Here is a 15,060-nt window from a genome sequence, read left to right on the forward strand (position 1 = left end):
AGCTGATTCCTAAGTTTCTTTAGATATTTCCAACCACTCTTTCCAATGTTGTTTAATTGATGTGCCTATTGCTTCTGAAAGCTTAGGTGGAACCGCGTTTCCTATCATAGTAGCAATTTTACCTTGGTTAGAAGAATAAAACACATAGTCTAGGGGAAAAGACTGAAGTGTAGCTCCTTCTCTAATTGATAAAGCTCTATCTTGTTCTGGGTGAGAATACCTACCAGTACTTGTATGTAAAAACTTTGTAGTAATTGTAGGAGAAGGCTTTTCCCAAGATAATCTACCATAAACATCGTAATGCCCATTATGATGTTTATAGCATTCTAGCTGTAATTCATCATCATCTTCCCACGCTCTTCTATCTCCTCCATTTTTTGGCGTTCTTTGCACCCTTTTTAAATTTAACTCTGAAAGTTTAGCAGCTGTATGCTGGAAATTTGTTTCATCCTTTGTTCCAGCACTTATTTTATAAAACTTTTCATAGTTCCCTATCGCATTAAATACCGTCTCAAGGTTATGTTCACTCGTATTCTCTTCAGGTAATTGAATTTTTTTATTTGAAATCCTACTGGCTAATAAAATAAATCTATTTCTATTTTGTGGTACACCAAAGTATTTAGCATTTAAAACCTTCTGATCAAACTTGTAACCTTCTTTGATTAATGCAGTTTTAAATTTATGTAAAGGGCTACCGCTTTTAGTTTCAAGACCTGGTACATTTTCGATAAAGACAAACCCAGGTCTATAATACAATACGAATTCTTTGAAATCATCTAATAGTAGTCGACTTGATTTCGATTTAGTCTTATCTGATTTTAAATTTGAATAATATTGACAAGGACTGCATCCAACAAATATTAGATTGTCCTCATTTCTTTCTATAGGTAATAGCTCTTTTAGCTTTACAGGCTCTAGATTAGAGACATCTTTGTTTACAAATTTAACATTGTTGTTTGTTTCATATGTTTGCTTGAATTGTGGATCAATGTCTATACCGCCAAGTACCTTGATACCGATTTGTTTAAAACCACACGTAACTCCCCCTGCACCACAGAAGAAGTCAACTGCCTTTAAGTCAGCGTATTGCAATGCTTCTTTTACATCAATCATACTACTATATATCACATACACAAACTTATAACATTTTGAATTATGTAGTTTCACAAAGTTTATTCCATGTAAAAAATAACGCTTTAGTATGTGAAGATCTGCTTTAATCTACTTATGTTCTTTGGCAATCTGGCTCTCATTAGTTAATTACAAATTTGGATTACCCCTAATTGTTGATTGTTACTCCAATTTTTCCTTACATTGTTGTGACTAAATTATTCGTGTCGTTTCACGCTATTACCTTAATAAGTTTTATGTCGGACGTAATGAAGAGAGAAGTAGGGTTAATTATAAGGGAGGCTCGCAAGCGTAAGTCATTAACACAGAAAGAATTGGCTGAACGAATTGGCGTTACCAAAACTATTATTACGAACTATGAGGCAGGTAGACAGAACTTAACAATTGACACTTTACAAAAGGTCGCTGACGCTTTAGGAGCTGAACTTAAAATTTCAATTGTCTAATTTTTTTACATCGTAAGGTTTGATATATCAAATCTTTTTCTTAGTATTGTATTGATAATCAGATAAGAGTACGTTTACATATCCACTAAGCGTAGTTGATATAAACAAAAAGTTCATAAATAAAAAGCCCCTAACGCTGACATCTTGGCGGAAGAAGCGAAGGGGCGAACGTCACACTTAACTATATAGTCAAATGCAAACGGTGCAAAATAACGCTGTTTCTAACAGCCATGCAAACCCCTATGAGCAAGTGATAAGCTTGCCACTGGTTTCTACGGGTGCCTTTTACGCCCAGATCGAGATACTTCGCAATATCTACCTGCTGACCAAAAACCCCTATATGCTCGCCCAGAATGGTCGCTTACTTGCTGATGAAGTACGCGCTCTTTCGCTCCAACTTGAAACCCTGATTGAAGAGTTAGATCCGAAGATTAAAGAGGCTATAGTTTCCTACTCAATAGAAGCTGAATAGTTTTCCATGAATAGCAAACGATTGGATAAGGTTGTTTCAGTAAGCAACCTTGTCCGACTTATTCGCCGGATGGATGAGTACGAAATATGGAAACGGGCTGTATTCGTACGGGATAGATTCACCTGTCAGCAATGCGGGGCTAGAAATGGACGCAGGCGGGTTATTGAGGCTGATCATATCGTTAGTATTACCTTGCTTGTCAGAGAAAATAAGGTGAATAGTATAGAGTCGGCTCGTGTTTGTAATGCTCTTTGGGATGTAAACAATGGACGAACCTTATGCCATTCATGCCACGAACAAACGGAATCGTACCCGCTACGATTTATTCAAAATAGGTAGAGCTTGATAAACTGCTCGTGCAATACGGCCTGCCCATATACAATACAACGGATCATCAACCATTTCGAACAAAATCATCACTTGACAGTTTTGTTCGAAATGGCTTTCAAAAGTCAAGCTTCAAAGAAAAATTACCTGTCTAGGCCCTAGTCAATTAGTAATTTGACAATTTGGAATGAGTAAGAATGCAAGGCAATGAAGGGGGGCTATTGACGTTATTTTTATAAAGATTAATCTATTTTTCAATCTATTAAACCACAATACTTGTTATGGAAACTGCACAACGCTTTCAGCTCTCTGTTAAAAAGACGGTGAAATCACGGATGGTGAAATCAACTACGAGTTCTAAAAACGCTGTTAATTGTGGTGCTAGTGGAGGGACTATTGTCAGCACAGTGAGCTTCTAATTTTTAAACTTTCTTATTAAGGCAGAAGCCCCGTTCAGTCAGTTGGACGGGGTTTTATATTAACATCTAATGGCGAAACCCAAGTTTGGTCATCACTCCTTTTTCGGAGTTAGGTTACCTTTTCGTCCAATAAATCATCTTATTGATTTCTTGAGTCTTAGCAGAAAGCAAGGGGTATCTGATTCGAGACTCCTGTTAAAGTCATTGCTCGAAGCCGTTTGGTCCGATGAAGCAATTTTTTTGTCTTCGACAAACTTGCTTAAATCCTGGAACGCTGCAAAAGACAATATTCTTGATATAGACCCGGCTTTAGAGTTGGCTTTGTGGCGCTATGTCTTTAGGTGGTATGGAAGGTCAACTCCCTATGGTCTTTTTGCTGGTGTGGCCGTTGGGACAATCGGAGAAGAAAGAATCATTCGGTTTGATGAAGCGGCTTGGCAAACTAACAGCCGTCCAGATTCCACAATCATCACGGAAGTTGGTAGAACATTGGCCCAGGATAAGCTATTGCGGTCTCTGTTGAATTACAGCTTGAATAATAGCTTATATAAAGTTGCTGGTCAATTCCGATTTTCAGAAGAGATAGGAGAGCCTTCTAATTCTAAGATCGTATTATCATCATTAGCAGCTACCCCCGACTTAGAAAAGCTTGTTGATTATCTTAAAGTACACAGCTCCGCAAGTTATTCTGAACTGATCAATCTTTACGGAAATGATTTACGGGAGGAGGTCTCAGAATATATAGATACGTTAATTGATAATCAATTTCTGTTCAGTAATCTATCAATTCCGATTACTGGGGGAGATATGGCAACATATCTGTTAGAGCTGACAAACCGCGTATCTTTTAATTCGCCCTTGCTTGATGGGCTTCGTGAGGCACAAACTTTATTAACAGACAAACAACTAACTATAGAACAACTTACTAGGGCTCAGAAGCTTTTAGACCAGGTCGTAGCTCAAACAGATTTTAATCTTAAGGACTCAGATTTATCAATTCAAACAGATCTTTTTCTATTTCCAGATCAATTACAGCTCGATAATTCAACCGTTTCACAAATTGCCGACCAATTTAATGCCTTGGTGCCTATCCTAAAGATTAAGCAACCTTCACCTATCCACGATTTTTGCCGACGGTTCAAAGCACGGTACGACAAACAAGAAATTGATTTATTAACCGCTTTAGACTCTGACGTAGGGATAGGATTTATTAATGACACGTTGGCTAATTATCCGATACTTAATGAAATACCTTTTTCCACCTCAAACCCGTTTTTCCCTCCGCCGACGGCACTCGACCAGTTCAAAGAAACTTTGTATAGTCGGTATTTATTAAATGGGAAAAACGAGGTTGAATTGACGGATAGGGATATTATTCCTTTTACTGAGCAAATTCATCAAAGTGAATTGCCCCCGTCTTGGTATTTACATGGAGAGCTATTTGAATGCAAATCAACCAATAAGGAAGACAGCCAACAAACAGCAAACTGGCGATTTCTACTTAATCCGATTTCTGCTTCGTCCTCATCTTTTTTCTTTGCACGCTTCTGTGATGGTCATGAAGGACTTAAAAAGTCAGTTGAGGAAATGTGCCATTGGGAACAAGATCAATACCCTAATGATATTTTGGCCGAGGTTGTTCACCTACCACCAAAACCTATCAGAGCTGGAAATGTAGTTAAAAGGCCAGCTTTACGACCGTTTGAAATTCCATATATTACGCCTGCTGGGGTTTCTCAAGAGAATACAATCCTACTGTCTGATTTACTTGTATCGGTCACAGATGATGAAAGAATTCACCTGCGAAGTAAAAAAACAGGTCAACGAGTAAGACCAATGCTCAGTACAGCACATAACATTTCATTTGGCGATGAGGTGTATCAGTTTCTAGCCTATGTGAGCAAGTCTGAAAATGAAACATTAGGTTGGTCTTGGGGTACATTAAGCGAACTACCTACACTTCCAAGATTAGTGTACCGTAACCTAGTCATAACACCTGCACAATGGACAATTAGAAAGGATGCTCTACCGTCAAATTCTGCACCGTCTGTTGAATTGCTGCGAACCATATATGGACTACCCAGATATGTACTGTTCATTGAAGCAGATAATAAACTATTACTTGACCTTGATTTTGAACCAGCTCAACGAATACTTTTACATGAGGTTTCTAAAAAGCAAAAAATTCTATTAAAAGAATGGTTTGGCGAAAAGTATAACCCTTGGTTAATAAATGGAGACAATCAATATGTTTCAGAATTAGTCATTCCAATAAAAACAACAACCAATCAGCCGCTAAAGAAGTCTTATTTTTTTGCGAAAAGTTTAAAAAGCGACATTGAAAGAAATTTTATACCTGGTAAAGACTGGCTGTATTTAAAAATCTATGCACATGAAAATTCATGTGATGAAATACTGGTTAATTCAATTCAACCGCTGTATCAATTATTTCGTCAAAAAAATTGGGGTGAAAAAATGTTTTTCATCCGCTATGCAGATCCTGACAATCATATACGTGTACGCTTTAAAGCCAGTAATAAGCATTACAGTGATTTACTGACAGCTTGTTATGAAGAGCTATCTACTTATTTAAAGTCCGGGTTGATCTACCGTGTACAGCTCGATACTTATCAACGAGAGATTGAACGATACAAGCCAAATCTCATAGAGTATTGTGAGTCAATATTTGACGCCGATAGTCAATTTATACTAACTATGCTTGCTGAAAATGATTTATTAAATATTGATAGATTCAAGTTAGCAATCCAGAGTAATGATACGCTATTATCCGATTTTGGTTTTTCGGTAGAAGAAAAACGAGTCTTATGCCGTCATTTACAATTGTCGTTTTTTGATGAACAAGGAAAAACTAAAGAGGTAAAACAAAAACTGAACGACTTATATAGGGAGTATTCAAGGGACTTTTTTTTATTGTCTGATAATAATGCAATTCAAATTAGAAGCAGTAAAATTAAACAAGCAGCTATACCTATCCTTCAATACTATGACTCTAATCTATCAGATACAAGCTTTCTTACTTTGGTTGCAAGTATATTGCATATGTTCATGAATCGTGTTTTCGAAGGCCAGCATAGGAAGCATGAGATGGTAATTTACCATTTCATGGCTAGACACTATGAGTCAGTAATTGCCCGAAATAAAAAGACTGCACAGTAGTAGAGTAGGGGAGGGATTGCAACAATGCTATTATCTTATAAATACCTGAAACAAGAACTAAAGTAACTGGCGATATATTGTAACCTTACTATATTGTTGGCCTGAAATTATTTTATAACAAATTAGCCTTAAATATTTATTCACCCCCTAGAACAAGTCATTCACCCCCTCGTCAATTAGATTTACCCGTTTACCAACTTTTCTAAATCGGTAAATTATATCAACGTAAATTCGGATAATATTTGAATTCCGGGTAGTATAGCCCATGTAGGACAAATAAGCAATTAAGTAGTGTAAAACTGTCTGGATAAAATGGAAATAGGAAATTCTTTTGAATATGGAAATGTAATAGAATTAATAAACAGAGCATACTACATACTCTTAAAAGATGGATTCGTAGATGAGGCTACCGCAATAGCAGATTTAAGCTATATCATAAGTAGAAGGGTAGAGCCAGAAGTTGAGAATCCATATGAGAGTTTTGGAAGTCAAACAATAGAATATATTAATCGTTCTAATCGCCTTGGCAATTTTATAAATGAAGATTTTACGGAAAATTAAATTCTAATAGTATCTCGATCAATGATTTAAATATAGCTTCAAAATATATTAAATGCATTTATATATAATTAGGAATTAGCATACATGTAACGACAGTATTGTTTCTGCTTAATAGATCAAGTTCGACAAAAAACATTTACAATAAAGAATCCTGTAACATAGGGGAATGATTTCTTAGCAGTCGGCGCATTAGACTATAAAGCTCCCTTCTCCTGCGGATTCGGCGAAAATAATGTTTCCTTTTGTAAACATTAGCAAGAGGAAAGAGGTTTGATACTTTATAATGATGTCCTAAACTGAGATAAGTTATTGATTATCAGGTGTTTAATAAAATATAAAATAATAAGTTACCAATTATATTAATGCTATCTCATTGATTACCAGAGGTAAAAATAATTATTTTCATAATTATGAATAAGTACAAAACAATCAGTGTCAGTGAAGATACGTTCAATGAGTTTGAGCGTATGGCCAAGAGTTACAAGCTAACGAATAAGGCTCTTATTGAGGCTATGGTGATGTATTTTAAAGTTAGCAAAGCAGACCCTAGAAACCCAGAAACAGATAATCCTACAGATGCTATTAAAGCACTAGATCGCAGATTAGTGACTTTCATAAAGGAACAAGAAAAGAAACTATTGATACCTATGAAAGATGCGATCTTTGAAATAGCTAGTACAGAAGGAATGCCAAGGAGGGAGGATTTAAGAATAGTGAATAGTAATGTCAAAAAGATTATTACTCACTTAAATATTAAATAGCTTATGCAGACAAAGTTTGCTAGTCCAATTAAAGGCGATAATAAAGGTAGTAGTGCTAGACTAGTAACTTATTTAGAAAAAGAAAATGCTGATAAAGAATTATCAGAGCAAGAATATTTTTTTTCTGCTGATAGAGATAAGTGCAACAAATATGAAGTAATTAGCCAAATTGATAATAATGCAAAAGGGCAGGGTTTAGAAAAAAAAGATGATCGCTTTTATTCTATAATTGTCAGTCCAAGTAAAAATGAATTGGCTGAAATGGGTGATGATTCTCAAAAGTTGAGAGAATACACACGGAACGTAATGGAAAACTACGCTTCTGGTTTTTGTAATAATAAAGGTGAAAATAGAAATTTGACAAGTAAGGATTTAGTTTGGTACGCAAAAATAGAAACAGAAAGAAAACATAATTTTGATTCAAATGAAGTGAAAGAAGGTTTAGCTAAATCTGGCGAATTGAAAGAAGGTGATCAACGGCATATTCATATCATAGTTTCACGTTGTGAAGCACGTGAGAACAGACATGTGTTTGAGGCTGATAATAGCCAGAATAAAGAAAAGACAACTCAACTAAGCCCGATGGTGAAAAATCAAAAGATCTTCAGTAGAGATAATTTTTATAGAAATAATGAACAAACATTTGATAAGCAATTTACTTACCAACGCAATAAAGAGGAGACTTATGATTATTGTAATGCTTTAAAAAATGGGACAAAAAAAGATTATGAGCAAGCCCTACAGAAAGATCAAATTAGGCGAAGTAAAGAAAAAGAATTAGTGCAGAACAGGCGGATAGGGATGAGTATGTAAAACTTTAACTTTTTTAAAGATGGATTTCAAGAAAAGAGATAGAGGAGTAACCTCAACTATTAAAAATATTGCTCTTGCGATAGTAGTTTACTTTGTATTGGCTGTTGTTGTCGGAGCGATGAAAGGGATATTGCCCGGTGTTTTATTTACTGCAATTTCATTTTTATTAACCCTATCATTAATAGCCTTTATAGTTTATGAACTTTTCTTCGGAAGAACAGAACCAAAAATTGAAAAGGATCGTGAAGTTGCGTCGAAACGTACAAACAGAGAAGTAAATGAGTCTGTGTTTACATTAAGCACAGTTCATTCAGATATGCCATCTATGTTTTTAACCAACCCTTACAGAGGTGTTTTAGTAATTGGCGGTGCCGGGTCAGGTAAGAGTGCGAGTATAATTGAGCCTATTATTATTCAGTCAGTACAACAAGGTTTTGCTGGTATTTTATACGATTTTAAATTTCCTTCTCTAGCTAAAGTTGCCAAGTATGCCGCTGATACATACAAAAGCTCTGTAAAGCTTTATTACGTTGACCTTGAGAATTTGTCAAGGAGCCATAGGGTAAATCCGCTACAACCTGAATTGATGCGCACACAAAGTTATGCCGATGAATATAGTAAATGCATTCTTAATAATTTAAAACCCGAAAGCATACAGAAATCAGACTATTGGACAGATGAAGCGTCAAGTTATTTGACAGCAGTAATCTGGTTTTTGAGAGAGGAATATCCTCAATACTGCACCCTACCGCATGTAGTTAGCTTAGTGTTAGAAGATACTATTAAAGTAGTTGAACTATTGTCAACTAATGCAGAAACACGCGGTACAGTAGCAAGCCTACGGGGAGCTATTGAGCGTAATGCTGAGGCTCAAGTTGCAGGTATTGATTCAACCTTAAAAACGGCTCTAAGAAAGATTAATACAAAAGAAATTGCATGGGTACTATCCGGCGATGATTTTAGTTTGAATATCAATGATCCGTTAGATCCTAAGTTTGTTACGCTAGGTAACTATGACGGTTTACGTGGCGTTTTTGGCCCTGTGCTTGCTCTCATCGCTACGGTTGCGCTTAAGCAGATGAACCAGCCCGGTAAACAAAAAAGTGTTATCATTTTAGATGAAGCCCCGACGATATATATTCCAGGTCTTGAGCATATACCAGCTACGGCACGCAGTAATAAAGTCGCTACCGTCTATGCAGCACAGGACTTGAGTCAGATAGAAAATGCATATGGGCGACTCAGAAAAGACACGTTGGTTGCAAATTTAAGTAATCAGTTCTGGGGGCGAGTAGGATTGGTTAGTACAGCTCAGTATGTGGCTGAGTTATGGGGTAAGCATGAGGTTATAAAAACAACTCATAGTGTAGGCAAGAGTAGTAACGGAGTGACTATTTTCAGTCAAGCTTCCTACTCAAAAAGTAAGAGTGAAAGCCTTCATGAGCAACAGCGGATTCAAATCAATGACGTTACTGAATTAAAAGAAGGGGAATTCTTCGGGCAATTAGTTGAAAGTGACTACAGTAGTTTTAAAGCTAGATTTCAAGTGCAACAGTTAGGAGACGTGCCGGATATTTTACCTTTTCAAAATGTGACAAATGAAGAATTGAAGGAAAATTTCTTGCGTATACAGTTGGACGTTCAGAGTATTTTAGATAAGGATAAGCCGTCTGAAGTTACTATTGAAAAAGACGATTTCTAATCTGTTATTTATGAAGATTCAAAATTCAGATAAGTCAAATACTTGCGACTCGTCACTTAAGGTAAGCAAACCTCTGTTTCTTCACGTAAATGCAAAAGACAAGGCTTTTTGAAATCAGAGCCGTTGCAGGATTTTTTTAGTGAAGATATTGCCCTGTGGAAAGATACCCGTACCTGCAGAAGGGTCAAGGTATTGAACTGGCGTAGTACCTAGGACATTGGCTAGTTCCTTTCCAACTTGCTCAACCAGTTGAGGAGGGGTATAAAATCCGGACAATACATTATTTCGAATTCCAGATATATAATCCTCCGCGCGGTCTTCGGCGGCCTCGTTTAATAATTCGTGCAGTTGTTGAATACCCGGTCGCAACTGATTATCGAGCGTAGTGGTCCAAAGTCGATCATCTTGAACAGGCAAGAGCACAGCTTTGAGTGCTCCAAAACCACTATAGGCAGATAGAATGGTTCTTTCTTCGGCACTAGCTTCTGATTGTAGGCCTGCTTTCTGCTGCTGATCGATTCGAAAGGCAATGCGCAATGCCTCTAAGTTAGCTGCCAGGTGTGTACGGTGATTAAATGCCATTACCGATATGGTTTTTACCGAGGTAGTCCACGAGTAATCCTACTATGTATGCATCAGCCAATCGAGATGATGGCTGCGATAGAAGCGGCATAAATTCCTCAACAAGCTGACCAATATGAGGAGGTTGGGTGAGTCCCGGAAAATCGGCAAAATCCGTTTGAAGTATATCCTTTAGTCGACTGGCAGCCTCTAGAATAGGGGTGATAGTTTCTACCATCACGGATTCAGCAATGTCAAGTGCCTGATCAATGGAATGCCCTTCCCGACGCTGTTCTTCAAACGACTGCTGGGCCGCTTGTATCGATGAATTTAGGACGTCGATTGATAGCGGCAAATCAGCCGTCAGTCTCCTAAGGCGAAGCACAAAATAATCTGTTTCCATATCTATAGTTGTCCGCGATAAGCCCGTGTGATTTGGCTAAAATACAATAAAAGATAACCCAGGGAATAGGTCATTTACCGTCCAGGGACGAACACATCCATAGCTGGGACAAACACGATCAAAGAAGAAAATTAACGAGTGAACGGGAAGTCAAACTCCTTGAAATTTATGAATTTCAGCTATGTTTCAAGAGATGGGAAGGGGCCTTTTTATGACTCCTAAACAACTTCTGATTTACTAACAGGCAATAGTAAATACTCATACTCTAAATCTCCTGCCTTTTGCCGCAGGAGATTTCTATTTTTGGTGAATGAATAACCCTCACATTCTCCCTGGTGCCTTCTTAGGCAAGTCAGGTAAACTGTATATCCGTGTTCGTAAAGTATTGCCTGAAGGCAAAGATTTGTACACGACACAGACGGCGGTTTATCCTTCAATTGAGTCTTATAATAACCGCTCGGAAATTCCTCATTATGTTGAGCTTACTACTGTGGCCAATGACTATCAATCCACTGTAATAGTCAATATGGATTCATTGACCATTCGGATTGACATATAAGAGAGATAGTATTTTGTTGAAAGTAATTGGAAACTAGCGTACTCCCTATTTATTATTTTCCAAGCGCATTATAGTTAGGATGTTCTAATTGGCCTATTGCTGCAATTTTTGCACTATCAAAGAGTACCTTCATCGCATCAAATAGTTCTGATACTAAATCAAGAATTCCAATACCCGCAGGATATGCAGGAGGTTTCCCATAGATAAACGTATAATTGTTGCCTTTGAACACCTTTGTCTCGCCAGCTGTATTTTTAAAATAAACTCCGCCGGTGTGAATGGTATTACGAATTGAGCTTAGAAGTACGAACAATTTGCATTCTTCTTTGGTCCAATTATTTTCAGTGTCATCATAGAGGTTGGCGATTAACCTAGGTATTGAACTGCCATCATAGATATCATGGCCGGTCAGGCTTGCATTTAATGTTCTAAAAACTAATTCTGACTGAAATAATGCGGCTTCCACAATGAGCTCGACAGAATTCTGCATCAAATTTTCCATATATAAATAGACTCTATCTTGATCATCAGCAAATAAACTACGACTTTCCTCCGACCCTCCCTCCAGATATCGCTTGTTAATGATCAGGTTTATGTGCACAGTAGCGCACTGGTTGATCATATTAGTAAAGAATGAGGTTCTTATATCTCGGTCAGAAAAAGCATTGTAGGTTTCTTTATGCGCTAATGCCTGATCAAAAAGTTGCTCGACTGTAGTAGTAAGATCCATATTAAGAGAAATGGTATTGTGGTAATTTATATCAATTAGGCAATCAATTTTTCGTTTAAAAAGAGTGCATTTTTATATAAAGAAACTCTCTAATTGGCAATTATGATGTTGCCAGAAAATATTATTTTTATATTCTGTCTGCCCCTATTATTTATGAGTAATCTTCCTGCACACATCAAAGAATTAGAACATATTCGAGCATTATTGAATCACCCTGCTGTGGATCACCTTGATATAGAAAGGCGCGTAAACAAGGTCTTTCGTCAAATTGGCTATGGTCGTCGACCGTTTACTTTCAATTTCGAAGGTTTATATCGAGCAGCTTCCAAAGATCAAGCTACATGGTTCAATGACCCGTCTGGCCGTCCACTCCCCGAAAGGTTATATTGTCCACCTTCTAGACTAGCTCCATTAGGTCGCTGCAACAAGGCAGGGCAGTCAGTATTTTATTGTTCCACTGAAAATGGGGTTCCAGTGTTTGAGGTTAGGGCTAAACTAAATCAAACGGTTGTCATTTCTATTTGGGTTAATAGGATGAATGCATCAGGAGAAATGGAAATCCCGATTAGTATAAATGGCCTTGTTGTTGGTGTAGAAAAAATTGTCAGTACATTACCTGATGGGGCATGGCTCAAAAACTTTCTGCTGGAAAATGATGATATCTACAAATCAAGTACTCCATCCGCTGTCAGGGAAGTAGATGCATATATCGGAGAGTTATTTACAGAATCAACTGAGAATGTTAAGAATCTGTACTGGTTCACCAGCGCAATTGCCAATGTGCTTCTTTATAAGTTGCGAGACCCGGAGGGTGGTTCAACTTTAGATGGGTTAATATATCCCAGTGTTGAAAGTAAATTCTCAGGACAGAATATTGTCTTAAAGGAAGAATTCGCTGCCACACACCTAAAAATCCTTGGTGCTCCAATGTATAAAGTCATGGAGTATGATGCTGACCAATCACGCTATAGCTTGAGGATTTTAGGAGGACTGGGGAATGATAAGAGTGATGGGTCACCAATTTGGAAGAAAACTCATCCCAAATATGGGGATGCCCGATACACTCTTTCACCTGAAACCCAAACTTTACCTTATGATTCAAAGGCAATTCTTGCTTACGAAGATGAAGAGTAAAGTAAGTACAAAAAAGTTAACCCTTATGAAAAAAAACGACTTCAACCGCATTGAACAGCTCCATGAGCGCATTCAGGAAATGCTTCTGAGCCAGCTGCCAGCAGACCTGGGCCACACAGCCAGCATTGGGTTTCGAGTGCCCTATGGTCCGGCTCACTTCTACGTACCACTTATCATAGAGTTGACACCAGACAATGCCGAAGATGCATTCTCGGTCAGTTCGCTACAACGAGGATTAAGCGTTCCGCCGATGAATTGTTATGACGTGACTGTAGAAATGAACGGGGCAGGAACATTCCTCAAGTTTTACATTAAAATCCCAAATCAGCTTCAGGAAGACATGAAGGTTACGGTCGACGAGTAGCCTGTTATTTCATTTTTTGCTATTGAAACACACAACTTTACACAGAAATATACAAGTATATGTGAAAGTAATTTTACTTTCAGTATTGTCTATAAACTCAGTCGAGTGATGGCATTTTTAGTTTCGACGAATCACTGTAGAGGTATGACTGCTTTTCTGTCATACTAACACCCTCAATAAATCGAGCAACCCGATAAATCTGCTTATAACCTACTTTGATACGCTCCTTTTTAGCAGGCAGGCTTTTCTGTAAAATCACATCACAAATCATCGCATCTTCTACAAATTCTACATTCCAGATCGAATCATAATCAAGAAAGAGTGGTGATTGCCACCACCGCGTAACTTCCCTGTTTGTTGGAGGTAGAATATCGAAGTAGTTGTTGTAGAGCCAGTAATGAAACCGCACGTCCTGTATGTCGATTAACATCTGTCTTAGAACCTCGGGAAGTATTGCCTCATCATGATTGGTAAGTTGTGGGTCAGATCTACCAAAAACTTCATTAAACTCTTTCCGCTGCTGGGCTAATTCGTCTTCTGTTAGTGGTAACGATCCTTTTTTCATATAGATAAAGGTAAGGTATTTATGGGTCTTATTTTGCTTTGATATAACCTTAAATATGAACCGTATAATATTTTTGTATTATAATTTTTTGGTACTTATAATATTTATTTGTTATAGTTGCAAAAACGGTCCACCTGGCAACTATGGTAGTAGAAGATGATATTCTAATTACAGATGAGATTTTTTTATTAAAACCGCGCCAATTAGATCCTAAAAAGATTGGCTACCAGAATACTACCGGATTTGCTAGTCCTGCTAATACCCATTTCAAGAGGGCAATCGACTTGAATGATATTTGCGTCATAAATAAAGATGCGACATACTTCTTCAAGATGACGACTGAAGCAATGAAAGGACTAGAGATTCGCAAAGGGGATAGACTAATTGTTGACTCTGAACATGAGGTGGTGGACGATGCAATCATTATATCCTGGGTACAAGGAGGATACCGGGTTCGACAAGTGAAGTTTTGTGACCATTATTTAATCCTGTATCCAGCAAATCCAGAGTATACAGCGATCCATGTCTATGAAGGAGACCAATTTCATTTTTTTGGCGTAGTCACCTACGTCATAAAAGGGGTATTGCCATGAACTACCCCGACTTGATTTTGCACATCGACTGTAATTCCTTTTATGTAAGCTGCCTATCCTCCTTTGACCCTTCGTTGATCGGCAAGGCGGTGGTTGTGCTCTCAAACAACGATGGTAACGTAATTGCTCGTTCCGCGCTGGCTAAGGCCATGGGCATTAAGATGGGGGTGCCTTTTTTCAAAGTAAAACACCTAGTCAAAAAAGGCAAACTCATTTGGTTTAGCTCCAATTATGAGCTTTTTGGCGATATGAGTAATCGGGTTATGAATGTACTTCGCCGGTTTTCGGATCAAGTTGAAATTTACAGTATCGACGAAGCATTTGTGGGGATGCAGGGGTATT

General features: G+C 37.7%; 15 protein-coding genes and 1 pseudogene. 11 read left to right on the forward strand and 5 right to left on the reverse strand.

What is annotated here, in order from left to right:
- Positions 1-9: 9 nt before the first annotated feature.
- Positions 10-1,167 carry a DNA cytosine methyltransferase gene (locus BGO59_RS26805; protein WP_293688817.1) on the reverse strand — a complete coding sequence of 386 codons (1,158 nt, stop codon included), beginning with the start codon at positions 1,165-1,167 and terminating at the stop codon, positions 10-12.
- A gap of 212 nt (positions 1,168-1,379) precedes the next feature.
- Here BGO59_RS26805 and BGO59_RS26810 point away from each other — a divergent pair, with 212 nt between their 5' ends.
- The 7 genes from BGO59_RS26810 to BGO59_RS26840 all read left to right on the forward strand — a co-directional run bounded on the left by BGO59_RS26810 (position 1,380) and on the right by BGO59_RS26840 (position 9,809).
- Positions 1,380-1,577, forward strand: coding sequence for a helix-turn-helix transcriptional regulator (locus BGO59_RS26810; RefSeq protein ID WP_293688819.1), 198 nt, complete (start codon positions 1,380-1,382; stop codon positions 1,575-1,577).
- Between the two features lie 193 nt (positions 1,578-1,770).
- Complete coding sequence (locus BGO59_RS26815; RefSeq protein ID WP_293688821.1) at positions 1,771-2,049, forward strand: hypothetical protein; 279 nt, start codon at positions 1,771-1,773, stop codon at positions 2,047-2,049.
- Between the two features lie 950 nt (positions 2,050-2,999).
- Complete coding sequence (locus BGO59_RS26820) at positions 3,000-5,972, forward strand: lantibiotic dehydratase (protein ID WP_293688823.1); 2,973 nt, start codon at positions 3,000-3,002, stop codon at positions 5,970-5,972.
- A 312-nt stretch (positions 5,973-6,284) separates the two neighbouring features.
- Positions 6,285-6,533 carry a hypothetical protein gene (locus BGO59_RS26825; protein WP_293688825.1) on the forward strand — a complete coding sequence of 83 codons (249 nt, stop codon included), beginning with the start codon at positions 6,285-6,287 and terminating at the stop codon, positions 6,531-6,533.
- 410 nt (positions 6,534-6,943) lie between these two features.
- Positions 6,944-7,294, forward strand: a complete 351-nt coding sequence (locus BGO59_RS26830) for a BfmA/BtgA family mobilization protein (protein WP_293688827.1) — start codon at positions 6,944-6,946, stop codon at positions 7,292-7,294.
- 3 nt (positions 7,295-7,297) lie between these two features.
- Positions 7,298-8,107, forward strand: coding sequence for a DUF5712 family protein (locus tag BGO59_RS26835; protein ID WP_293688829.1), 810 nt, complete (start codon positions 7,298-7,300; stop codon positions 8,105-8,107).
- A gap of 19 nt (positions 8,108-8,126) precedes the next feature.
- The gene (locus BGO59_RS26840; RefSeq protein WP_293688831.1) at positions 8,127-9,809 is read left to right on the forward strand and encodes a type IV secretory system conjugative DNA transfer family protein; all 1,683 of its coding nucleotides are present in this window, start codon (positions 8,127-8,129) and stop codon (positions 9,807-9,809) included.
- Positions 9,810-9,923: 114 nt separating this feature from the next.
- Here BGO59_RS26840 and BGO59_RS26845 read toward each other — a convergent pair whose 3' ends face one another.
- The 3 genes from BGO59_RS26845 to BGO59_RS26855 all read right to left on the reverse strand — a co-directional run bounded on the left by BGO59_RS26845 (position 9,924) and on the right by BGO59_RS26855 (position 12,062).
- Entirely contained in the window at positions 9,924-10,391 is a 468-nt protein-coding gene (locus tag BGO59_RS26845) for a hypothetical protein (RefSeq protein ID WP_293688833.1), read from the reverse strand.
- Complete coding sequence (locus BGO59_RS26850; protein ID WP_293688835.1) at positions 10,381-10,773, reverse strand: hypothetical protein; 393 nt, start codon at positions 10,771-10,773, stop codon at positions 10,381-10,383. The genes BGO59_RS26845 and BGO59_RS26850 overlap by 11 nt, the downstream gene beginning before the upstream one ends.
- 611 nt (positions 10,774-11,384) lie before the next feature.
- Positions 11,385-12,062, reverse strand: coding sequence for a hypothetical protein (locus tag BGO59_RS26855; protein ID WP_293688836.1), 678 nt, complete (start codon positions 12,060-12,062; stop codon positions 11,385-11,387).
- A 102-nt stretch (positions 12,063-12,164) separates the two neighbouring features.
- On the opposite strand from BGO59_RS26855, the gene BGO59_RS26860 reads away from it, so the two are divergent.
- The gene (locus BGO59_RS26860; protein ID WP_293688838.1) at positions 12,165-13,196 is read left to right on the forward strand and encodes a hypothetical protein; all 1,032 of its coding nucleotides are present in this window, start codon (positions 12,165-12,167) and stop codon (positions 13,194-13,196) included.
- Between the two features lie 25 nt (positions 13,197-13,221).
- Complete coding sequence (locus tag BGO59_RS26865) at positions 13,222-13,560, forward strand: hypothetical protein (protein ID WP_293688840.1); 339 nt, start codon at positions 13,222-13,224, stop codon at positions 13,558-13,560.
- Positions 13,561-13,657: 97 nt separating this feature from the next.
- Here the strand turns inward: BGO59_RS26865 and BGO59_RS26870 are convergent, their stop codons facing one another.
- On the reverse strand, positions 13,658-14,125 hold the full coding sequence (locus tag BGO59_RS26870; RefSeq protein ID WP_293688842.1) for a hypothetical protein: 468 nt from the start codon (positions 14,123-14,125) through the stop codon (positions 13,658-13,660).
- A 143-nt stretch (positions 14,126-14,268) separates the two neighbouring features.
- On the opposite strand from BGO59_RS26870, the gene BGO59_RS26875 reads away from it, so the two are divergent.
- Positions 14,269-14,718, forward strand: a complete 450-nt coding sequence (locus BGO59_RS26875; protein ID WP_293688844.1) for a S24 family peptidase — start codon at positions 14,269-14,271, stop codon at positions 14,716-14,718.
- A pseudogene (locus tag BGO59_RS26880) lies at positions 14,715-15,060 on the forward strand (SOS mutagenesis and repair protein UmuC); the annotation flags it as partial. The gene BGO59_RS26875 and the pseudogene BGO59_RS26880, both read left to right, overlap by 4 nt.

It is taken from the genome of Spirosoma sp. 48-14 (genome assembly GCF_001898575.1).
In the GTDB taxonomy this organism is placed as follows: Bacteria; Bacteroidota; Bacteroidia; order Cytophagales; family Spirosomataceae; genus Spirosoma.